At 42.1% G+C, this 21,843-nt stretch carries 18 protein-coding genes; 11 read left to right on the forward strand and 7 right to left on the reverse strand.

Going from position 1 to position 21,843, the window contains the following annotated elements; all coding sequences use genetic code 11:
* Positions 1 to 35 precede the first annotated feature (35 nt).
* Genes gatB through gatC form a run of 3 tightly spaced genes read right to left on the reverse strand, consistent with a single transcriptional unit; the run spans position 36 to position 3,354 of the window.
* Entirely contained in the window at positions 36 to 1,505 is a 1,470-nt protein-coding gene (gene gatB, locus FPL17_RS18110) for an Asp-tRNA(Asn)/Glu-tRNA(Gln) amidotransferase subunit GatB (RefSeq protein WP_005206021.1), read from the reverse strand.
* Positions 1,505 to 2,983, reverse strand: coding sequence for an Asp-tRNA(Asn)/Glu-tRNA(Gln) amidotransferase subunit GatA (gene gatA / locus FPL17_RS18115; protein ID WP_004652311.1), 1,479 nt, complete (start codon positions 2,981 to 2,983; stop codon positions 1,505 to 1,507). Before gatA ends, gatB begins: the two co-directional genes overlap by 1 nt.
* A gap of 53 nt (positions 2,984 to 3,036) precedes the next feature.
* The gene (gatC, locus tag FPL17_RS18120) at positions 3,037 to 3,354 is read right to left on the reverse strand and encodes an Asp-tRNA(Asn)/Glu-tRNA(Gln) amidotransferase subunit GatC (protein ID WP_004652310.1); all 318 of its coding nucleotides are present in this window, start codon (positions 3,352 to 3,354) and stop codon (positions 3,037 to 3,039) included.
* 133 nt (positions 3,355 to 3,487) lie between these two features.
* Between gatC and FPL17_RS18125 the strand changes: the two genes are divergently transcribed.
* From FPL17_RS18125 to FPL17_RS18150, 6 genes are all read left to right on the forward strand, one after another.
* Positions 3,488 to 4,528: a rod shape-determining protein gene (locus tag FPL17_RS18125; RefSeq protein WP_004652309.1), complete on the forward strand. Its 1,041-nt coding sequence runs from the start codon at positions 3,488 to 3,490 to the stop codon at positions 4,526 to 4,528.
* Between the two features lie 17 nt (positions 4,529 to 4,545).
* Positions 4,546 to 5,403: a rod shape-determining protein MreC gene (gene mreC, locus FPL17_RS18130; RefSeq protein WP_005192771.1), complete on the forward strand. Its 858-nt coding sequence runs from the start codon at positions 4,546 to 4,548 to the stop codon at positions 5,401 to 5,403.
* Complete coding sequence (gene mreD, locus FPL17_RS18135) at positions 5,390 to 5,881, forward strand: rod shape-determining protein MreD (RefSeq protein WP_004802990.1); 492 nt, start codon at positions 5,390 to 5,392, stop codon at positions 5,879 to 5,881. Before mreC ends, mreD begins: the two co-directional genes overlap by 14 nt.
* Positions 5,869 to 6,429 (forward strand): Maf-like protein, encoded by a 561-nt coding sequence (locus FPL17_RS18140; RefSeq protein ID WP_159886636.1) that lies wholly within the window; start codon positions 5,869 to 5,871, stop codon positions 6,427 to 6,429. Before mreD ends, FPL17_RS18140 begins: the two co-directional genes overlap by 13 nt.
* A 63-nt stretch (positions 6,430 to 6,492) precedes the next feature.
* The gene (rng, locus tag FPL17_RS18145) at positions 6,493 to 7,947 is read left to right on the forward strand and encodes a ribonuclease G (RefSeq protein ID WP_159886638.1); all 1,455 of its coding nucleotides are present in this window, start codon (positions 6,493 to 6,495) and stop codon (positions 7,945 to 7,947) included.
* Between the two features lie 135 nt (positions 7,948 to 8,082).
* Positions 8,083 to 8,256 (forward strand): PA1571 family protein, encoded by a 174-nt coding sequence (locus FPL17_RS18150; RefSeq protein ID WP_005150146.1) that lies wholly within the window; start codon positions 8,083 to 8,085, stop codon positions 8,254 to 8,256.
* 36 nt (positions 8,257 to 8,292) lie between these two features.
* Here FPL17_RS18150 and FPL17_RS18155 read toward each other — a convergent pair whose 3' ends face one another.
* Positions 8,293 to 9,678, reverse strand: coding sequence for a WS/DGAT/MGAT family O-acyltransferase (locus FPL17_RS18155; RefSeq protein ID WP_005208645.1), 1,386 nt, complete (start codon positions 9,676 to 9,678; stop codon positions 8,293 to 8,295).
* Positions 9,679 to 9,863: 185 nt separating this feature from the next.
* Positions 9,864 to 10,484 carry a phosphoadenosine phosphosulfate reductase domain-containing protein gene (locus FPL17_RS18160; RefSeq protein WP_005192766.1) on the reverse strand — a complete coding sequence of 207 codons (621 nt, stop codon included), beginning with the start codon at positions 10,482 to 10,484 and terminating at the stop codon, positions 9,864 to 9,866.
* A gap of 208 nt (positions 10,485 to 10,692) precedes the next feature.
* Between FPL17_RS18160 and thrH the strand changes: the two genes are divergently transcribed.
* A complete protein-coding gene (thrH, locus tag FPL17_RS18165) occupies positions 10,693 to 11,310 on the forward strand; it encodes a bifunctional phosphoserine phosphatase/homoserine phosphotransferase ThrH (RefSeq protein WP_004652299.1) in 618 nt (205 codons plus the stop codon).
* A gap of 76 nt (positions 11,311 to 11,386) precedes the next feature.
* Here the strand turns inward: thrH and FPL17_RS18170 are convergent, their stop codons facing one another.
* Positions 11,387 to 12,616, reverse strand: a complete 1,230-nt coding sequence (locus tag FPL17_RS18170) for an OmpP1/FadL family transporter (RefSeq protein WP_159886640.1) — start codon at positions 12,614 to 12,616, stop codon at positions 11,387 to 11,389.
* Positions 12,617 to 12,868: 252 nt separating this feature from the next.
* Complete coding sequence (locus FPL17_RS18175; RefSeq protein ID WP_159886642.1) at positions 12,869 to 14,311, reverse strand: outer membrane protein transport protein; 1,443 nt, start codon at positions 14,309 to 14,311, stop codon at positions 12,869 to 12,871.
* Positions 14,312 to 14,798: 487 nt separating this feature from the next.
* Here FPL17_RS18175 and kdpA point away from each other — a divergent pair, with 487 nt between their 5' ends.
* From kdpA to FPL17_RS18195, 4 genes are read left to right on the forward strand one after another with little or no spacing between them, the layout of a single operon-like run.
* Positions 14,799 to 16,496 (forward strand): potassium-transporting ATPase subunit KdpA, encoded by a 1,698-nt coding sequence (gene kdpA / locus FPL17_RS18180; RefSeq protein WP_159886644.1) that lies wholly within the window; start codon positions 14,799 to 14,801, stop codon positions 16,494 to 16,496.
* A 16-nt stretch (positions 16,497 to 16,512) separates the two neighbouring features.
* Positions 16,513 to 18,525: a potassium-transporting ATPase subunit KdpB gene (kdpB, locus tag FPL17_RS18185; RefSeq protein ID WP_159886646.1), complete on the forward strand. Its 2,013-nt coding sequence runs from the start codon at positions 16,513 to 16,515 to the stop codon at positions 18,523 to 18,525.
* 9 nt (positions 18,526 to 18,534) lie between these two features.
* On the forward strand, positions 18,535 to 19,170 hold the full coding sequence (gene kdpC / locus FPL17_RS18190) for a potassium-transporting ATPase subunit KdpC (RefSeq protein ID WP_159886648.1): 636 nt from the start codon (positions 18,535 to 18,537) through the stop codon (positions 19,168 to 19,170).
* 12 nt (positions 19,171 to 19,182) lie between these two features.
* Positions 19,183 to 21,834, forward strand: coding sequence for a sensor histidine kinase (locus FPL17_RS18195; RefSeq protein ID WP_159886650.1), 2,652 nt, complete (start codon positions 19,183 to 19,185; stop codon positions 21,832 to 21,834).
* The last annotated feature ends 9 nt before the right edge of the window (positions 21,835 to 21,843 follow it).

Consider the following 21,843-nt stretch of genomic DNA (forward strand, 5'->3'; position numbering starts at 1 on the left):
CTCTAAAGCGGGTTTTCTTTTGCAGTTAGATCAGCTTAACCAATCAATTTCTTCATTAATTCATTCACTTGGGCTGGGTTAGCTTTACCTTTTGCAGCTTTCATGACTTGGCCAACCAGACCGTTAAAGGCTTTTTCTTTACCAGACTTGTACTCTTCAACCATTTTTTCATTGGCTGCAAGTACATCTTTGATAATCGCTTCAATCGCACCTGTATCGGTTTCTTGCTTCAAGCCTTTTTCAGCAATAATGTCATCCGCAGATTTTCCTTCTGCTTCCCACATAAAGCCAAACACTTGCTTCGCAATTTTACCGTTAATAGTATTGTCGACAATACGTGCAATCATGCCACCCAATTGCTCAGCGGAAACAGGAGAGTCCGCCAATTCTAGGCCTGCTTTGTTTAAAGCACCTGAGAACTCACCCATCACCCAGTTTGCAGAGACTTTACCTTGCTTCGCACCGCCAGCAGCAGCCACAACCGCTTCATAAAAGTCCGCCATTTCGCGTGACAGCGTCAATACATGTGCATCGTACTCAGTCACAGCGAAGTCAGCGATAAAACGTGCACGACGCGCTTTAGGCAGTTCTGGAAGGGCAGCACGCGCCGCTTCGATCTGCTCATCGGCAATGATCACTGGCAATAAGTCTGGATCAGGGAAGTAGCGATAGTCGTTCGCTTCTTCTTTCGAACGCATTGAACGGGTTTCCATCTTGTTCGGATCGAACAAACGGGTTTCCTGATCAATCTCGCCGCCGTATTCCAGAATTTCCATTTGGCGTTCAATTTCAACATTAATCGCTTGCTCAATGAAACGGAATGAGTTGAGGTTTTTCAACTCGCAACGTGTACCGAACGGTTGACCCGGACGACGGAGTGACACGTTACAGTCAGCACGGAACGAACCTTCTGCCATGTTACCGTCAGAAATACCTAACCAACGCACGAGCGTGTGAATTGACTTGATATAGGCAACCGCTTCTTCAACCGAACGCATATCTGGCTCAGATACGATTTCAAGCAATGGTGTGCCTGCACGGTTTAAGTCGATACCCGACATGCCTTCGAATTGGTCATGGATCGATTTACCTGCATCTTCTTCAAGATGGGCACGAGTCACGCCAATACGCTTCACGGTGCCATCTTCAAGCTGGATGTCGATATGACCCAAGCCCACAATCGGATTGTCCATTTGGCTGATCTGATAGCCTTTTGGCGAATCTGGGTAGAAGTAGTTCTTACGCGCAAACACAGAGGCTTGGTCGATATAGGCATCGATACCCAAACCAAAGCGAATTGCAAGATCAACCACTTCAGCATTCAATACTGGCAACACGCCCGGCATGGCCAAATCAACAAGGCTGGCTTGTGTATTTGGGTCTTGTCCAAATTCAGTCGATGAACCCGAGAAAATTTTAGATTTGGTTGCAAGCTGAGTATGGATCTCGATCCCGATAACGACTTCCCAACCGTCAATAAGCTTTAACTTTTGAGCTTCAGTCATTATGCATTCTCCTCAGCAATTGCCGCACGTTTGGTATGCCAGTCTGTATTTTGTTGATATTGATGCACAATCGAAAGCAATTGTGATTCTGACCAGTAGTTACCAATCAACTGTAAGCCCACAGGCAAGCTGTCTTTATCGAAACCTACAGGTGCGTTGATCGCTGGCAGACCTGCCAAGTTCACAGCAAGGGTATAGATATCACCTAAATACATTTCAGTCGGGCTAAGATTCGCACCGATCTTGTAAGCAGTGGTTGGTGCAGATGGCGCAGCAATCACATCAACATTTTCAAATGCTTTGAGGAAATCTTGCTGAATCAAACGACGTACTTTTTGTGCTTTGACATAATATGCATCGTAGTAACCCGCAGAAAGGGCATAAGTCCCGATCAGGATACGACGTTGTACTTCAGCACCAAAACCTTCTGACCGTGAACGTTTGTATAAGTCCATCAAATCCACTGGATTTTCACAGCGGTAGCCATAACGTACGCCGTCAAAACGTGACAGGTTTGAAGAAGCTTCCGCAGGCGCGATCAAGTAATATGTCGGCACATAGGCTTCAGTCATGTTGAGATCAATCTCAACCAAGATTGCACCCATCTCTTCAAGCTTTTTCAGTGACTCTTCAACGCGTGCTTTTACATCCGCGTCTAAACCTGCCACATTGAAGTATTGCTTTGGAATACCAATGCGTAAGCCTTTCACCGCTGTGCCATTCAAATTAGCAACGTAATCATCCACTTCTTTGTTGATTGACGTTGAGTCTTTAGCATCGTGACCTGCAATCACATTCATCAAATAAGCACAGTCTTCCGCAGAACGTGCCATTGGACCGCCTTGATCGAGTGATGATGCATAAGCAATCATACCGAAGCGAGATACACGACCATAGGTCGGTTTTAAACCTGTTAAGCCGCAGAATGATGCAGGTTGACGAATTGAGCCACCTGTATCAGTACCTGTTGCGATTGGCGCGAGATCAGCCGCTACGGCTGCTGCAGAACCACCTGATGAACCACCCGGAACATGATCCAGTGCCCAAGGGTTCGAGGTTGCACCGACATAAGAGTTTTCAGAAGTTGAACCCATGGCGAATTCATCCATGTTCACCTTACCTAAAGTCACGAGACCCGCAGCTTTGGCTTTTGCAACCACAGTTGCATCATAAGGTGAAATGAAGTTATCCAGCATTTTTGAACCGGCAGTGGTTTTAATGCCTTGGGTACAAAAAATATCTTTGTGGGCAAGTGGAATACCTGCCAACGCGTGTGCATTACCCGCTTTCAGTGCCGCATCGGCTGCATTCGCTTCAGCAAGTGCCTGTTCTGCGGTGACCGTCACATAACTTTTTACTTTCGGGTCAATTTGGGCAATACGCTTTAAATAATGTTCAGTCAATTCGCGTGATGAAAATTGGGCTGTTTTTAAGCCTTCAGAGAGTTCACGGATTGATAAGCGATGTAAATCTGTCATATGAAAAATTTCTTTACATTCTAAATATAAAATATTGACTAATCGAATAAAACTTATTCAATTACGCGAGGTACGAGGTATAAACCTGCTTCTGTAGCAGGTGCGACCGCTTGATATTCATCACGATGGTTGCTTTCAGTCACAACGTCAGCGCGTAAGGGTTGCGGGTTGTCAAATGGGCTCTTTAAAGGCTCAACATCATCGGTATTAATGCCTTTCAAGCTTTCCATCATGCCAAGGATTTTATTTAAACTTTGAGCATATTCAGCAGATTGCGTGTCATTGAGAGATAAACGTGCAAGGTGTGCAATTTGCGAGACCGTTTGCGCATTTAAGTCTGTTGTCTGCTGAGCATCTGATGATGTAGACATAACTTTACCTAATTCAGTATTAAAAAATTTCAAAATATCGTGCGTTATAATAAGCGATTGACTTGTTCAAATCATCACATTTAGTTAAAGTTGCCACCTTGTATTCACACAAAGTTTAATTGAGAACGCCCCCGTGATTCTAAAACGACTAATTGGCTTGTTTTCGCCGGATTTAGCCATTGATTTAGGTACTGCAAATACACTTATTTATGCACCAGGCCGTGGCATTATATTAAATGAACCAACTGTTGTGGCAATTCGCCATAGTGGTTCACAAAAAATTGTTGCCGCTGTAGGTATTGATGCTAAACAAATGTTAGGCCGTACACCAGCGAATATTTCAGCAATTCGTCCGATGAAAGACGGTGTGATTGCTGATTTTGAAGTCACTGAGACCATGTTGAATCAGTTCATTGGCAAAGTGCATGAAAAGCGTTTATTCCCGCCAGCACCGCGTGTTGTGGTCTGTGTACCTTGTAAATCGACATTGGTTGAGCGTCGTGCGATTCGCGAGGCTGTATTTAATGCAGGTGCGCGTGATGTACGTTTAATCGAAGAGCCAATGGCTGCTGCGATTGGTGCGGGTATGCCTGTTGAGCAAGCATGTGGTTCGATGGTTGTCGATGTTGGTGGTGGTACCACTGAAATTGCAATCATTTCATTACAAGGTTGTGTCTACGCTGATTCTTTACGTATCGGTGGTGATGTATTTGATGAGCAAATCATCAATTATGTGCGTAAAGCACACGGTTGTGTGATCGGGGAAACGACAGCCGAAGTCATTAAAAAAGAAGTGGGTATGGCTGTTGCTGATGGCAAGACCTTAGAGATCGAAGTTCGCGGTCGTAACTTGGCTGAGGGTGTACCTCGCGCGATTACGGTGACTTCTGATGAAATTACTCAGGCCATTTCTGATCCGTTACAAAGCATTGTTAGCGCTGTTAAATCTGCACTAGAGCAAACGCCTCCTGAATTATCTTCGGATATTGCAGAGCGCGGTATTGTGTTGACAGGTGGTGGTGCATTATTGCGTAACCTGGATAAATTGCTTGCGCAAGAAACAGGTTTGCCTGTAATTGTTGCAGATGATCCTTTAACTTGTGTCACTCGTGGTGGCGGTAAAGTATTAGAGTTCTTTGACAATCCAAACCACGACATGCTTTTCGTTGGTTAAATCATAAGGACTAGGCGGTGCAACCGAATCTTTTTTCAAGACAACCGCCATCTTTTCGCTCATTTGTCATTGCGGTGATTACATGTTTGGTGGTGCTTTTCTTTGATTGGCGCATGCCTTATGTAATTCAACCTGCAAGGGATGTCTTGTACGCCGCGTATAATCCAATTTATGCGCTGGCAAGCTATCCTGTACTGTCGCGAGAATGGCTTAACCAACAAACCAAATCTGAAGCGCAATTGCGTCGTGAAAACACCGCAATGCAAGCTGAACTGCTACAAGCACAAGTCCGCCTCCAAAAACTTTCAGAACTCTCTGCGGAAAATAACCGTTTAAGAGGGCTTTTGGATACGCCATTGATTATTGATGGACGTATGCAAATTGCGGAAGTGATTGGAACGGATGCAGACCCATTACGCCATATTATTATCGTGAACCGTGGTTCAGTCGATCATCTCAGCGTTGGACAAACAGTTCTAGACGATAAAGGGATTATGGGGCAGATCATTAATGTCTATCCACATAGTGCCCGTATCATGTTGCTGTCTGATAAAGAGCATTCATTGTCTGTACGTTTAGAACGTACTGGTATGCGCGCGATCATTTCGGGTACTGGCGATTTGGGTCAACTCAAAATGGAATATGTGCCAACCAGTGCCAATATTCAGGTTGGGGATAAAGTCTTTAGTTCAGGTTTAGGCGAACATTTCCCAGCAGGTTATTTAGTGGGGACTGTATCTAAAGTCAGTCGTCATACTTCGGGTGAGTTTGCTGAAATTGATGTTACACCAGCCGCTCAACTTGCCAGTGGTCATCATGTGGTGGTGCTGTTCTCGGAATCCTTAGCGCAGGAGCAACCGTATGCCGATCGCTAAGCTCAATTATGAGAAACGTAAAGATCCGTTATGGATGATTATCCTATCCATCGTGATTGGTTCTGTATTGATGGTTTATCCGATGGCCTATGAGGCCTCGGGTTGGCGACCATCCATCATGCTAATGATTATGCTGTTCTGGATTCTCTATCAGCCTGTATGGTGTGGTGTCTGGTTTGCTTTTGGCATGGGGCTTTTTGCAGACCTGCTGCTTGATGCACCGTTTGGTTTAAATGCGTTGAGTTTTGTTGTGATCAGTTTTGGTATTCGCTATTTAATTCGTGAACGACGTATTCTCACGTTTGGGAATTCGTGGGTCATCGCGGTGATTGCGATTGTTGCACATATTACTTTTTTATGGATAAGCCAGACCATTGCTGGTACACATTTTTCGATTGCGCGCCATTGGCAGCCTGTTGTGACAAGTGTATTGGTATGGCCATTGGTTTATTATTGCTTACATAAATGGCGCATATAATTCTCGCATCAAGCTCGCCTCGTCGGCAGGAGCTACTACAGCAACTAGGCTTGGATTTTGAAATCTATAGTCCAGATGTCGATGAGGCGGTGCATGATGGAGAGACTGTTGAGCATTATGTTGAACGCTTGGCGCGAGAGAAGGCACAAGTTGTTTTAAATAAATATGCTGACGCAATTGTGATTGCGGCAGATACCAGTTTAAGTTTTGCTGGGCAGATCATTGGTAAGCCAGCGTCAAAGCAACACGCTTTTTCTATCTGGTCGATGCTTTCTGGACAATGGCATGATGTCTATTCCGGAATTTGTGTCGCAAGTTCGGCTCAGATATTAAGTACAGTGGTGAGAACGCAAGTTGAGTTACAGCAACTCAGTCATGCGGAAATGGAAAAATATTGGGCAACGGGCGAACCGATTGGTAAAGCAGGTGCTTATGCGATACAGGGAATTGCAGCACAATATATTCCACAAATTCGAGGCAGTTATAGTAATGTCGTCGGTTTGCCTTTGCATGAGATCGCACAGTTATTAGAAAGCGTTAAAACCTAAGTATTTCAATACAGGGAACGACACTTTCGGTTATAAGAATTTTTATAAAATTTTGAGTTTGTTATGGCAGAAGAGTTGCTGATTAACGTCACGCCGATGGAATGTCGTGTGGCATTGATTGAAAATGGTACGGTCAATGAATTATTCGTTGAGCGAACTGTAAAACGTGGGTTAGTGGGTAATATCTACAAGGGTAAAGTGGTTCGTGTACTGCCGGGTATGCAAGCTGCCTTTGTTGATATTGGTTTGTCTCGAACCGCTTTTTTGCATATTAACGATATGGTGTGGTCTCGTTCGCAACCGACACCAAACGTTTTTGAGCTGTTACATCCGGGGCAGATGCTCACTGTCCAAGTCATGAAAGATATGTTGGGTACCAAAGGTGCCCGTCTAAGTACCGATCTTTCGATCCCATCGCGCTATCTCGTTCTCATGCCGTATGGCAATCACATTGGTGTGTCGCAGCGAATTGAGTCTGAAGAGGAGCGAGACCGCCTACGTAGTATCATTGAACATATTCAGGCAGAACATAATTTGCCAGGTAGTGTTATCGTTCGTACTGCGGCTGAAGGTGTTGATGAAGCTGCGATTGCACAAGATATGTGTTATCTCAGCAAGTTGTGGGAATTTATTCAGCGTAAACAAAAAGAAGCAGCAACTGCTGAACTGATCTTTGAGGAACTGCCTTTACCGCAACGTATCATTAGAGATTTAGCCAGTGATGAAACGGCGAAGATCTATGTCGATTCACGCGAGATTCATGGCAAGCTCAGTGAGTTTGTTGAGGAGTTTGTTCCGACGATTCAAAATCGCTTAATCCATTATCCTGGTGAAAAGCCGCTTTTCGATTTGTATAACGTTGAAGAGGATATTCAAAAAGCATTGCAGACCCGTGTCGCACTCAAGTCTGGCGGCTATCTGATGATTGATCAGACCGAAGCGATGACTACGATTGATGTCAATACAGGCTCATATGTGGGCGGCCGCAGCTTAGAAGACACAGTATTTAAAACCAATATGGAAGCAACTCAAGTGATCGCAAGACAACTACGTCTGCGTAATTTGGGTGGTATTCTGATCATTGATTTTATCGACATGCAAGAAGCTGAGCATCGTGAAGAAGTAATGCGTCAGTTTGAAAGAATGCTGGAACGCGATCATGCGAAAACTAAAATTACCCAAGTTTCGGAGCTGGGTTTAGTTGAAATGACACGTAAACGGACTCGTGAATCATTGGAGCATTTGCTTTGTGAATCATGTCCAACCTGCCAAGGGCGGGGCTATGTGAAGACAGCAGAGACAGTATGTTACGAAATATTTCGAGAGATCATGCGTTATGCGCGTGCATTTGATTCCAAGGGTGGCTTTACTGTCGTTGCACATCCAGCCGTCATAGATCGGCTATTAACAGCAGAAGCCCCAGCTGTCGCGGATTTAGAACATTTTGTGAATCGTGTGATCAAATTCCAAGTGGAAAATCTATATACGCAAGAGCAATACGATATCATTTTGACCTAAAGTTGTAACAAGATTTCGCTTAATCCTTGTTACAACTGAAATTTTACTTTCTATCATGAATTTTAAATACTAGGAACATAGAATGAGCCATAGGTACTTTTCGGTGCCTTAGCAAATAATATGAGGTATCTAATTATGAATGTAAGTGAAAGATTAGTAAGTCACGGTTTTAAGCATGTATTAGACAGTAATCCTGTAAACACATGTTATATGGTAGATAGCCAAGGTAAAGAAGTTCCAATTACTACGGCAATGATTCGTTCAGCCTGCCATCAGCTTTTACAGCGTTGTCGCACAATTAAAAAATAAGGGGCTAACGAAAGCCCCTTAATTTTTTCTCTAAAATTAATTCGCAACTTTCTGTTGTGGCAAGTTTTGAATAGCTTGTTCAAAACGTTGAATTTCTTCTTCTAAATGGGTCAATAGGTTTTGCATTTTAGGCAAAGCATTACGACATGCAATCAAGCCCACTTCCAGTTTATCTAAATAACTGGTCATTGTGATATTCAGTGCTTGACCATCCATAACAATTGATGCAGGGTAGAGCGCATCTAGTTTGGCACCATTCCAGTAGAGTGGTTCACGCGGACCGGGTACGTTTGAGATGACAAGGTTAAATGCCTGACGTTTAGGTAACATGCCTGATGCAATGTTTAAACCAGCTGGACCATACACAACCGCACTATAATTTAAAATTTCATTGGCAGTCATACGGCTAAAACGCTGTTTTGAATTCTGTACGCTACGACGAATGATTTCCAGACGTTCAATTGGATCTTCAATATGGGTCGCAAGATTTGCCAAAATCATGGTAATACGATTGCTGACATCAGAATCATCGGTACGCAGTGATGCAGGAACCATTGCAATTAAAGGTTTCTTTGGCAAGCTGTTATGACTGATCAGATATTCACGTAAAGCACCAGAACATACCGCTAGAATCACGTCATTGAGCGTTACACCCAAAGATTTGGCAATACGACGGAAACGACCGAGTTCAAAAGATTGCGCAGCAAAACGACGTGAGGAGCTAACACGCTGGTTTAGAATTGAAGGCGGTGCCTGAAACGTTGATACATAATCAGGATTTTTACCAATCTCTTTAAAGATGGTTTGTGACAGTTCATGCATGACCTTAGGAGCAACTTCAAGCTGAGATTTAATCCCTTCCATCACACCTTTAATTTTACTCACTGTAGGTGGCTTAGGTGCTTTCAAACGTTTGGTTCGTTTTCCTTCCACACACCATAACGGTACCACATGCTTTTCATTTGGATCTTGAGAGAGTGATTTTTCAATCAGACGCATACCTGCAACGCCATCCACCATCGCATGGTGAATCTTGAAGTACATGGCAAAACGGTTACCTTCAATGCCTTCAATAATGTCACATGTCCAAAGTGGCTTGGCACGATCAATCAACGAGCTATGCTGTTGTGAAATATACACCAGCAGTTCACGGATACGTCCTGGATTTGGTAGCGCAATATGGCGGAAATGATGGTCTAGATCAAACTCACTGTCTTCTCCCCAAAACAAACCATTCAACTGATTGTTAAATGGTGGAACAGGGATACTTTTTGATTGGCGAATTTCATTGACTAGATCGTGCACAAACGTAGGTGAAGCATTCTCTGGAAGCTCGAATAAAAACAATCCACCTACATGCATAGGTTGTTGCCTTTTCTCTAGCGAGAGAAAGATAAAATCAATTGGGTGTAGTGGGCGCATAGCAGACCTAGCCTCTCATCGCATTTTTTCTAAGATACTCTCATGGAGCTCTTATTAGAATTATTGGAACCGTTCTGCGCAGTATATACTGTTTGTTCTGGTTAAAATATGACTTTAGACAAGCGAGTCATAAAAAACAAAACCACTGACGAATCAGTGGTTTTGTTTTAATGGAAAGGGGGGATTTAGTGGTTTAGATGCAAACCGCATTCGCGATGCTCTTCACCTTTTGTCGGATCAAAATAATCTTCATTATCAGGTAAATTATGTTTTTGCATATATTCCCACAGGTCTTTTGAAGTCCATTTTAATAATGGTGCAACCTTGATAAGACCATCTGGATTAATACTCACTGGGTCCATTTCTGCGCGGACAGCTGTGTCAGTTGCACGTAATGCCGTAAACCAAACTTTGGGTGCAGTTTCTCGTAATGCACGCTCAAAAGGTTCTAATTTTACTTCAGCAGTAAAAGCTTCATGCTTTGGATCATCCAATGCTGGAACAGTGCCTTCCAGTGCTTCGCGATGTGCACGTGAGCGTTTTGGCAAATAAGTCAGAAGATTTAGATTCAAAAGTTTTGTAATCTCATCAACATACTTATAGGTTGTTTCGGTGTTGTAGCCATTATCCATCCATACCACTTGGATATCAGGTTTGACACGGGTCAACATATGTAAAATGACAGCTTCAAATGGACGAAAATTAGTTGTCACAATAGCTTTTTCATTTAAGCTCAATGCCCATTCAACTAGTTTTTCAGCATCATTGCCAAATTCTGTATTGATTTGATCCAAGTTTAAAGTCATAACGCGTTGCCTTTTATGATCATCGGTCTTTATCGTATATACGACACACTACGCCATATAGTAATGCAATTATGTCGAGTCGGATATGTCCACCAAGCAAATTCTTATTCAAAAAATCTATGGTTAGACCATGAAAAAAGAGCGATTCTTGAACAGCTCTCCATGCTAAACTAGCGCAATTTTTAACACATAGGATAGTTGGATAAGCATGGAAATCGTATGCCTAGATCTTGAAGGGGTTTTAGTTCCAGAAATTTGGATCAACTTTGCAAAAAAAACAGGGATTAAAGAACTTGAAGCAACTACACGTGATATTCCAGATTACGATGTGTTGATGACTCAACGTCTGAATATCTTGAAACAGCATGGTTTAGGTTTAAATGATATTCAAGCTGTGATTGCTGATATGGGGCCTTTCGAAGGGGCAAAAGAGTTCGTGGAATGGGTACGTACTCATTTTCAATTGATTATTTTATCTGATACTTTTTATGAGTTTGCTCATCCACTCATGAAGCAATTAGGATGGCCAACGATTTTCTGTCACAAGCTTGAAACTGACGAAAATGGCATGATTACCGCGTATAAGTTGCGTCAACCTGATCAAAAGCGTCAGGCGGTAAAAGCACTACACGGTTTAAACTTCCGCGTCATCGCGGCAGGTGACTCTTATAATGATACGACGATGCTGGGTGAAGCTGATCATGGCTTCTTGTTTGATGCGCCAGCAAATGTGATTGCTGAGTTTCCACAATTCCCACCATTACATGGTTATGAAGCGTTAAAACAGGCGATTCGTTCTGTATCACAACGTGATATTCCAGAATAATTGAATTTTCCCCAACCCTCCTTTAGAAAAGGAGGGAGTTTCCCCTCTTTATTAAAGAGGGGGGAGGGGAGATTTTTTAGAATTTATAACCAATCTTTAAACCATAAGCGATGGCATCATTATTTTCAAATTCAGCCACATAGCCCGGTGTATTGAATTGTGAACCTGATTGAGCTTTGGCATCGCCAAGCCAGAAGTATTTCACACCACCCGCAATAAATGTCGCAGGCGTCGGGCTATATTGAACACCAACACCGACATTCCAGTAACCTTCGGTTGGACCTAATGTCGTGACAGGGTTACCTGCACCAGAGTCCCAACCGACTGATACATTACCAGCCCATTGATCATTGATTTTACGACCTACACCCGCAGTAATCGAGTATTGATCTTCGGTATAGGCAACAAGATCAAATCCGTCTTTTTTGCCAGTATTCTTTACAATATCTGATAGAACTGAACCTGCGCCAAATTTATATGGACGGATGGCAAAGTCTTTCCAGTTCACCCAACGTAAGTTTGCAAATGCAATCGTGTTTTCCATGATTCCTGTTTGAAAATCAAGATTGACAGATTGTGGGGTCGTGATTTCTGTCTGGCCTTCAGAATTATTAATCTGAGTAAAACCTGCATTGATCTCTGGGTATTTTGTCATACCTGCAGCACCATGTTTTTCATAAGCATTCATTTCGTGCTTGATTTTGGCACGATAAGTCAAAGAAGCTTTGAGTGCAATTTCAGGCATTTGATAAGCAACGCCCGCTAACCAGCCAACTGCTTCATCACGACCTGTTTTAAAATCATAACCGTTATAGGCACTATAGCTTTCACCGCGTAATAACACGGTGCTATCTAAAGTCTGGTAAACCGCACCTGCATAAAGGTTCCAGTTTTGATTTGGCTGATAACCGAATAATAGGTTTAAGTTCTCAGTATCAACTGTAACTGATGTACCACCTTTAAATGGCACAGGGCGACTTTCGATAAAATTACTTTTGCCCGTATATTCTGCATCTGCCCCATAAGGTTGGTCATAAATAAGACCAATCGAGAATTTATCCGTTGCTTGAATTTTTAGGGCTGCATTTGGCGAGTAGTAATGATTCGCCATATTCCCAGTATTGTTTTGAGATATGTCCTTACCTGATACATTTGGATCAAGAACTGTGATACCCGCTTCAAAATAATTGTTTGGCTGTAAAAACGCTGCAATTGATTGACCTGAGCGATCCAGTGCTGCGGCAAATGTTGTCGTTGTTGGGACTAAGCTAAGTAGTAGAGCCGTTTGAATAGCATTCAGCTTCATTAATATGTTCTCTCAAATCACTTTGTAACAGAATGGCGCGGAAAGTAACATAATTTTTATTCGCTTAAATATTTTACAAATGTCAATAAATGAACTGGTAAGGTCACGAAAAATAGTTGAGCATTCAAGTTTTATGTTGGTAGTTCTTAGGTTTTAAATGATTATTAGATATTGATCTATTATTTTGATTTTATTTATTAAAGCACAATAAAAAAGGTCATCTTAGGATGACCTTTCTTTTATAAATTCTGATTAGAATTTATAACCAATTTTTAAACCATATGCGATTGCTTTGTTATCTTCAAACTCAGCAACATAGTCATTACCACCTGCTTGAGCACCAGTTTGCGCTTTAGCATCGCCTAACCAGAAGTATTTCACACCACCAGCAATAAATGTTGCAGGAGTAGGGCTATATTGAAGACCTACACCCACGTTCCAATAACCTTCTGTTGGACCAAGTGTAGTTACAGGATTACCTGCACCAGAATCCCAACCTACAGAAACGTTACCAGCCCATTGCTCGCTGAGTTTACGGCCAACACCTGCGTTTACAGACCATTGGTCATCAGAGTATTCAACTAAGTTAAAGCCATTTGGACGACCAATTAAACCACCAACTTGTTGTGATAAAACGCCAAATTTATATGGTTGGATTGAAAAATCTTTCCAGTTTACCCAGCGCACATTTGCGAAGGCAACAGTATTCGCCATGATGCCTGTTTGGAAATCTAAGTTAACCGATTGAGGTGTGGTAATTTTTGTTTTTTTGTCTTCAGCAAGACCAGCTGCAAGTTGTCCAGGATTTAGGCCTAAACCAGCAAGAACACCTGGTAACGCAGGGAAGGCTAATAAAGAAAGATCTTCTTGAGCTTTCACATCGTGATCGATTTCTGAGCGATAAGTTACAGAAGCTTTAAGTGCGATTTCAGGAATTTGGTAAGCAGCACCTGCTAACCAACCTACACCAGTCGTTTCTTTAATTTTGGCATCATAGCCATTATAAACACTGTATGCTTCACCACGAAGACTTACATTACCTTTAATTGTTTGAATTGCAGGACCTGCATAGAAGTTAAAGTTTTTTGTTGGTTGATAACCAAAAACAAAAGAAAGGTTTTGAGTGTCTACTTCAACTTGAGTGTTATTTGAGCCTGTACTTGAGCCAAGATATCCTTTAGCGGCATTTAAAGCTCCCGCCAACTGTTGGAATTGTGGGCTGCCTTGTACCTGAGCTTTTGCAGCAGCAAGTGTTTGATCATTTACAGGTATATTTTTCTCTTGAAGTGCTGCAATGGCTCTTTTTGTAACAATACTATCAATAGATTTTGCTGATAGTACACCATCATTTGCGCTGGCTACAAAGACATTATCGCCAGTGTATTTTGCATCTGCACCAAATGGTTGATCGTAAAGTAGACCAAAAGAGAATTTATCAGTCAGTTGAAGTTTTAAAGCTGCGCTTGGGAACATGTAATCATCTGCCATATCACCAATTTTACGCTGAGTTGCAGTATCGCCAGCTTCTTTCCCTTTAACCGTTGGGTCTAGAACCGAAATACCCGCTTCAAAATAATTACCCGGTTGTAAAAATGCAGACATAGATTGACCTGAACGGTCTAACGCGGCTGCAAAAACTCCAGTTGCAGGTAGCGTTGCTAAGATCATGGCAGTGCTAAGATGTTTTAATTTCATTGTAATCTTTCCTTGAACTTCAAGATTCTTAAGTGTTAAGAAGCTATGATCTGACAACAAAAAAGTTATCTATCGTGATTGGCTATAACTTCATGTAACAAAAATACCATAATTAAAATAAGAGTAAATGTTCTAAATGAACTAAGCAGTACGAAGGATTGGATGAAAATGGACAAAAATAAATCTTAAAAAATTTATATACATATGTGTTTTTATTTGTAAAATAATGATAAATATAAATTATTATTTTAAAATAATAATCATTATTTTTGCATTTTTAAGAAAAAGTTTTTTCATACGGTCAAAGATTTTTTGTAAAAACTAGGATTTATTTCTCCATATTTACTTTTTAGGTATTTTTTTTAAGCACTTTAAATTTCATTCAAATAATTTACGTAAAATTTACGTCTTCAGGTTTTTTCAATATAGAGAATTTACGTCCCCAATTTTCATACTAAAGCTGACCAATTTTTAAATGGCATTTGCTATGTGGGAATTTATTTCTGTATTTATCCTTTCCTTGCTGTTGGCTTATCCGCTCGGTGCTTATCTTGCAGATGTGATGCAAGCAAAGCCAATGAAAAGTGATGCGTTGTTTAAATGGATTGAGCAACCAATTTATGCTGTTCTAAATGTGAAGCAGCATGGTATGAACTGGCGACAATATCTTGCTGCTTTTATCTTTAGCAATATTTTACTGCTTGCTGCAAGTGTCACAATCTTGATGACACAGGCATGGCTGCCGCTGAATCCTGACCATATTCCAAATATGAATTGGGATCTGGCATTGCATACCACCATTTCATTTCTAACCAATACTAATCAGCAGCATTATTCAGGACAGGCTCAACTGTCTTATTTATCGCAAATGACGGTGATTGTAGGTCTGCAATATTTATCGCCTATTATTGGCTTGGCATTGCTGGTAGCGATGTTAAGAGCCTTATTCCTACAATCTGGCAGGGAGGACGGTGCGGATAAGAAAGACTGGAATACAGTTAATTTGGGTAATTACTGGATGGATATCATCCGACCATTATTTAGATTCTTTATTCCATTAGGTCTTATTTTTTCTTTGCTACTGACCTTTCAAGGTGTCCCTGCAACACTTTCAGCAGGTCCAACAGCGCAGATCTTAGAACAAAGCGCTGAGGTACAAACACAGCATATTCCGCTCGGTCCTGTTGCACCCATGGTCGCGATTAAACAATTGGGGAGTAACGGTGGCGGTTGGTATGCCCCAAACAGTAGTGTGCCTTTAGAAAATCCAACACCTTTATCCAATGTAATTGAGATGATCGCGATCTTACTGATCCCGTTGTCAGTGGTGTTTATGGTTGGGCATTTTATTCAACGTAAGAAATTGATGTGGATGATTTTTGGTAGCATGTTGTTGATGTCATTGCTTTCAACTTCACTGACCTTCTGGACTGAAAAATCATCCTTGACTCCGAATCTTGCATTAATGGAAGGGAAAGAGCTTCGTTTCGGTGCGGATGCATCTGCATTATGGGGAAGTTTGACCACACAAGTGAATAACGGCTCGGTCAACATGATGCATGACTCTGCCTCACCACTGACGGGATTGGTTGAACTGTGCAATATGTTGATTAATGCCATTTGGGGTGGTATCGGCTGTGGTCTATTACAGTTTTTTATTTACCTGTTCTTGGCTGTATTTATTGCAGGCTTGATGACGGGGCGTACTCCTGAGTTATTTGGCCGAAAAATTGAAGTGACTGAAATTAAGTTGTTAGCGTTGGTGATTTTATTACAGCCTGTGGTGATTCTTGGTTTGACTGCCATCGCAATCGCTTTCCCATCCATTACAGGGAATTCAAATCCAGCATTTCACGGCATCAGCCAAGTGTTTTATGAGTATGTCTCTGCCTATGCCAACAATGGCTCAGGTTTTGAAGGTTTAGGTGATAACACATTATGGTGGAATCTGAGTGCCAGTGTCGCTTTATTGGCAGGTCGTTATAGCGTATTGATCATCCCTGTGTTGATTGCAGTCAGTTTGGCAACCAAAGCTCAAGCAGCTGAAAGCAAAGGTTCTTTGCATATTGAATCTCCGACATTTGCACTGACCTTAATTGGGATCGTGTTGATTCTCACCTTATTGCAATTCATGCCAGTGTTGGTGATCGGGCCAATTGCTGACTACTTGTCTATAAAAGTTTAAGTGGGGAGCAAACACAATGAAACATTCAAATGCGACACAACAAATGGATATTTTGAATAAAGAAATTATTCAACAAACCTTTCATAAACTGTTGCCACAATATGCTTTTAAAAACCCAGTGATGGCCTGTGTCTGGGTGGGAACAATCTTAACGATTATTGCAACCTTGATGGGCAGTGCCAGTTTAGGTTTTGGTTTGGTACTAAGCTTGATTCTATTGGTGACGGTCTTATTCGCCAATTATGCAGAAGCAGTTGCAGAAGCTAAAGGTCGAGGACAAGCCGTATCATTGCGTCAGGCGCGTGAAAACCTAACTGCAAATCGTATCCTGGATTTAGATGCAGTGCCGAATACGATTTCTGCCAATCTACTCAAAAAAGATGATTTGGTGATTGTCAAAGCGGGTGAAATTGTTCCTGCGGATGGTGAAATTATTCAAGGTTTCGCCACCATCAATGAGTCGGCAGTTACCGGTGAGTCTGCACCTGTACTCCGTGAAGCCAACACCGATCGTTCAGGTGTGATTGGTGGTACCAAGGTTTTGTCCGATGAAATTATTATTCGGGTCAGTAATGAAGCAGGTCATAGCTTCTTAGACCGTATGATTGCTTTGGTGGAAGGGGCCAACCGCCAAAAAACACCGAATGAGATTGCACTGAGTATTTTGCTCAATATCATGACCATTACCTTTATTGTGGTGGTGACAACATTACCATTCATTGGGGCAATGGTGGGAATCAAAATCAGTATCGTCTTGTTGATTGCCCTGTTGGTATGTTTGATTCCAACCACGATTGGGGGCTTGTTGCCTGCGATTGGTATTGCGGGGATGAACCGTGCTTTAAAAGCCAACGTCTTAGCCAAATCAGGGAAAGCCGTGGAAGTTGCGGGTGATATTGATGTGTTGCTGTTGGATAAGACCGGCACGATTACCTATGGTGATCGTCAAGCCACAGCTTTTTATCCTTTGGCTGGTGTGAGCCCTAGTGAGTTACGCCAGGCTGCAATGTTGACTTCTTTTGCCGACCCAACCCCTGAAGGTAAATCCGTGGTAAGTCTTGGTAAAGAGTTAGGTGAAAGTATTAAAGAACCAGCGGGTGCGGAGTTTATGCAGTTTAGTGCGTCGACACGTTTATCTGGGGTAGACTTGGTCACAGGACAAAAGATTCGAAAAGGCGCTGTCGATGCCATCCTTAAATTTACTAATCAAGAGATCAAGGACAACATTGAGCTTAAAACCCGCGTAGAACAGGTGGCTTCTAAAGGTGCGACACCACTCGTAGTCGCTTCGAATCACAGTATTCTGGGCGTGATTGAACTTTCGGATGTGATTAAGCAAGGGATTAAAGAACGTTTTGCGCTGTTACGTGAGATGGGCATCAAAACCATTATGGTCACGGGGGATAATCCGCTTACTGCGGCGGCCATCGCGGCTGAAGCAGGGGTAGACGATTATATTGCTGAAGCAAGACCTGAAGATAAATTGGCTTGTATTCGTAAAGAGCAAGCCGCTGGTAAATTGGTGGCAATGGTCGGTGATGGAACCAATGATGCGCCAGCTTTGGCTCAAGCCGATATTGGTTTAGCGATGAACTCTGGTACGCAAGCCGCCAAGGAAGCAGGCAACATGGTGGACTTGGACTCTGATCCGACCAAACTGCTGGATGTGGTGGAAATAGGGAAGCAACAATTGATTACCCGTGGTGCATTAACTACTTTTTCCTTGGCAAATGACGTGTCTAAGTATTTTGTGATCTTACCTGCACTGTTTGCAGTAGCAATTCCACAACTTGGGGTGCTGAATATTTTGCAACTCAGTAGTCCGAGCAGTGCAGTAATTTCAGCATTGATTTTTAATGCGGTGATTATTCCGATGCTGATTCCATTGGCATTAAGAGGTGTGCAATTCAAGCCAGCCAGTGCATTGCAATTGCTACGCCGTAATATGCTGATTTACGGTGTAGGTGGTGTGATCTTTCCGTTTATTGCGATCAAGTTAATTGATCTTGTTGTGTCATTGTGGATTTAGGAGTGAGAGATGAATACTTTATTGAATCATGAGCAATTGAATCAGCAGAATTTAAAATTATCCAATTCAGTGCATGCAATTTTACGTCCAAGCCTTGGTTTGATTGTGGTCGGATTTGTGATCGCTGGGGTCTTATATTCTACTGCGAGTGTATCGATTGCTCAGTTGATTTTTCCGAAGCAGGCCAATGGCAGTTTAATCGAACTTGATGGCAGAATTGTTGGTTCAAGTTTGGTGGGGCAAAATTTTGTTGGTGAACAATATTTCCATGGCCGTCCTAGTGCGGTAAGTTACAATGTTGATGGGATGGCAGGCAGTAATTTGGCGGTTTCTAATCCTGACTTACAAAAACAAATTAAGGAAAGAACAGTGCAATTTGCTCACAATAATCACATTTCAGAACAGCAGGTACCGAACGATATGGTTACGGCATCAGGCAGTGGGATTGATCCTGATATTTCACCTGAGAGTGCATTATTACAAGTGAAACGGGTGGCTCAACAACGTCATTTATCAGAACAACAACTTCGAGACTTAGTGCAACAACAGATTCAGCCTGCACAGCTTGGTTTATATGGGCAAGCACGAGTCAATGTGCTACAGCTGAATCTAGCCTTAGATCAATTGTCATCGACCACACGTTGATAGAGCGCACTTATGCAGATCGATCGTAATCATAAAGCAGATGCATGGCTGGCACATAGCCAGCGTGAACAGTCTGGACGTTTGACCATTTTTTTGGGTGCAGCGCCGGGGGTTGGTAAAACCTATGCCATGCTGACTCGAGCACATGAATTGATGCAGCAAGGGCAACATGTGATGGTTGGGATCGTAGAAACCCACGGTCGATCTGATACCGAGCGTTTGATTCAGGGGCTTAATGTTATTCCTAGAAAGACGTTGGAATATCAAGGTCGTATTTTGGAGGAGATGGATCTTGATCAAATCCTCAAATTAAAGCCTGAAATCGTGTTGGTGGATGAACTCGCACATCGCAATGTACCCAATAGCCGACATGAATTTCGCTGGCAAGATGTGAATGAATTATTGGATGCAGGCATTGATGTCTATAGCACTTTAAACATTCAGCATCTAGAAAGTCTGAATGATGTGGTCTATCAAATCACGGGCATTCGGGTCAGTGAAACGGTTCCTGATGCGTTATTAAAACGTTTGAAAGATATTCGTTTGGTTGATTTGCCTGTTCCTGAATTATTAGAGCGCATGAATCATGGCAAAATTTATTTGGCCGATGTTGCACCTCATGCACTGCAAGGTTTTTTTAAACCTGCACATTTAACAGCTTTACGTGATTTGGCGATTCAAACCGTTGCAGGGCAAGTTGAAATTGATTATCGGGAAAAGTTTGTTGCACAAGGACAGATCATCCCGATCCAGAATCATGTGATGTTGGCGATTGATGGTTCGGAGTTTTCGGAAGATTTAGTGCGTCGGGCACATCGTATTGCGGAAAGACGCAATGCAATCTGGAGTGTGATTTCGATTCAAAAAAGTCAAAATTCGAATACGCAAGTTTTTGCAGTGACCAAAGCATTCAACTTGGCACGTAAGCTAGGGGCTGATACTTATTTGTTACATAGTAATCATATTGCATCGACCATTTTACAAGCAGCTTATGATTATGGTGCGTCCAATATTTTACTCGGTAAAAGTCCTAAAAAATCATTATGGCAACGCCTGTTCTCCGATCATATTGCGGATCAACTATTAGAAAAACAGCATCCCTTTGAGATCACATTTGTTCAACCTTTGAAAGCTAAAAATAATAATGAAGCTAAAATAAAGACAGATAATGTCCGTTCTTCTTGGTTAGAACAAGGCTTGGCATTTAATCCACGTGAGATGATCGAAAGTATTTTGATTGTTCTATTGGGATTGGTTGCGGCAACTGTGAGTGATCACTTTATTGGTTATAGTGAATTGGCTTTAATCTTTGTGGTCACCGTACTTATTGTGGCGATGCGAGCAAGGATGTTCATCACCATTATCAGTGTCCTGATTTGCTTCTTGCTGTATAACTATTTCTTTATTGAACCACGATTTACGCTTCGCATCAGTGCTGAACGAGGGGTGATGACCATCATCATCTTTATCATTTCAGCATTATTGGTGGGTCGTTTAGCCAATCAATTACGTGCTCAGGTACTGAGTTTACGTGCCGCAAATTCTGTTTCCCTACAAATGCAAGAATTAGAACGGAAACTATCCAGCTGTGTCGATATTGAACAAGTTCTGAATATCGCCAAGCAACATTTAGAAAGCTCTTTAAATGCAGCTGTTTGGCTACGGATCGGAACACAAGAGTTAGGTGATCACTCTTTATTCAATGAAAAAGATCAGATTGCAGCAAATTGGACCCAGAAGAATGCTAAGCCTTGTGGACGTTTTACCAATACATTAACGCAATCCGAATGGTGGTTTAATCCGCTGAATTTGGTGGGGGACTATGGTGTCATTGCCATTCGATTTAATCAAAATACAGACAGCATTAGTTTTGAACAACAACGCCTTGCAGAATTGATGATTGATGATATTGCTCAAACCGCTTCGCGGGTGCAGTTGTCTTTACAGTTGGAAAACTCCCGTGTAGTTGCTGAAACTGAAAAGTTACGCTCTGCATTATTGTCGTCAGTTTCGCATGACTTACGCTCACCTTTGGCGGCAATGATTGGTTCTGCAGATAGTCTGAAATACTATGGCGAGCAAATGTCAGAGGAAGACCGACATGAATTGTTAGATACCATTCATGTTGAAGGTGAACGATTGGATCGTTATATTCAAAATTTACTGGATATGACTCGACTCGGCCATCAAGGTTTGAGTCTCAGTCGCGACTGGATTGGTGTCGAAGAACTGATTGGTTCTGCGACGCAACGGCTGAAGCGTTATCAACCCAAGGTCAATATTGATGTCACAATGACAGATGACTTGCCGCAATTGCATGTGCATCCTGCGTTGATTGAGCAAGCGATATTTAACGTGCTAGAAAATGCAGCCAAGTTTTCACCAGATGATATCCCGATTGAAGTACATATCCAACAGAATGACGGTTATCTTCAAATTGATATTATCGACCAAGGTGTTGGCATTCCCGAAGAGGAGCGAGAGCAAATCTTTGATATGTTCTATACCATGCAACGTGGTGATCGGGGCAAAACAGGAACGGGCTTAGGCCTCGCCATTGTCAAAGCCATTATCGGTGCACATATGGGTAGTATTGAAGCTTTGGCAGGTACATATGGTCAGGGCACCTTAATTAGAATACGATTACCACTGCATCAGGATTAAAATTATTAT

The sequence above is a fragment of the Acinetobacter dispersus genome (genome assembly GCF_009884975.1).
GTDB classification, from domain to species: Bacteria; Pseudomonadota; Gammaproteobacteria; order Pseudomonadales; family Moraxellaceae; genus Acinetobacter; species Acinetobacter dispersus.

Bases quoted from the DNA above. Each gene is read 5' to 3' on its own strand.
- FPL17_RS18170 (WP_159886640.1), bottom strand. From the start codon at position 12,616: ATGAAGCTGAATGCTATTCAAACGGCTCTACTACTTAGCTTAGTCCCA.
- mreD (WP_004802990.1), top strand. From the start codon at position 5,390: ATGCCGATCGCTAAGCTCAATTATGAGAAACGTAAAGATCCGTTATGG.
- kdpC (WP_159886648.1), top strand. From the start codon at position 18,535: ATGAATACTTTATTGAATCATGAGCAATTGAATCAGCAGAATTTAAAA.
- FPL17_RS18140 (WP_159886636.1), top strand. From the start codon at position 5,869: ATGGCGCATATAATTCTCGCATCAAGCTCGCCTCGTCGGCAGGAGCTA.
- FPL17_RS18160 (WP_005192766.1), bottom strand. From the start codon at position 10,484: ATGACTTTAAACTTGGATCAAATCAATACAGAATTTGGCAATGATGCT.
- FPL17_RS18175 (WP_159886642.1), bottom strand. From the start codon at position 14,311: ATGAAATTAAAACATCTTAGCACTGCCATGATCTTAGCAACGCTACCT.
- FPL17_RS18155 (WP_005208645.1), bottom strand. From the start codon at position 9,678: ATGCGCCCACTACACCCAATTGATTTTATCTTTCTCTCGCTAGAGAAA.
- FPL17_RS18195 (WP_159886650.1), top strand. From the start codon at position 19,183: ATGCAGATCGATCGTAATCATAAAGCAGATGCATGGCTGGCACATAGC.
- thrH (WP_004652299.1), top strand. From the start codon at position 10,693: ATGGAAATCGTATGCCTAGATCTTGAAGGGGTTTTAGTTCCAGAAATT.
- gatA (WP_004652311.1), bottom strand. From the start codon at position 2,983: ATGACAGATTTACATCGCTTATCAATCCGTGAACTCTCTGAAGGCTTA.
- rng (WP_159886638.1), top strand. From the start codon at position 6,493: ATGGCAGAAGAGTTGCTGATTAACGTCACGCCGATGGAATGTCGTGTG.
- kdpA (WP_159886644.1), top strand. From the start codon at position 14,799: ATGTGGGAATTTATTTCTGTATTTATCCTTTCCTTGCTGTTGGCTTAT.
- gatC (WP_004652310.1), bottom strand. From the start codon at position 3,354: ATGTCTACATCATCAGATGCTCAGCAGACAACAGACTTAAATGCGCAA.
- kdpB (WP_159886646.1), top strand. From the start codon at position 16,513: ATGAAACATTCAAATGCGACACAACAAATGGATATTTTGAATAAAGAA.
- gatB (WP_005206021.1), bottom strand. From the start codon at position 1,505: ATGACTGAAGCTCAAAAGTTAAAGCTTATTGACGGTTGGGAAGTCGTT.
- FPL17_RS18150 (WP_005150146.1), top strand. From the start codon at position 8,083: ATGAATGTAAGTGAAAGATTAGTAAGTCACGGTTTTAAGCATGTATTA.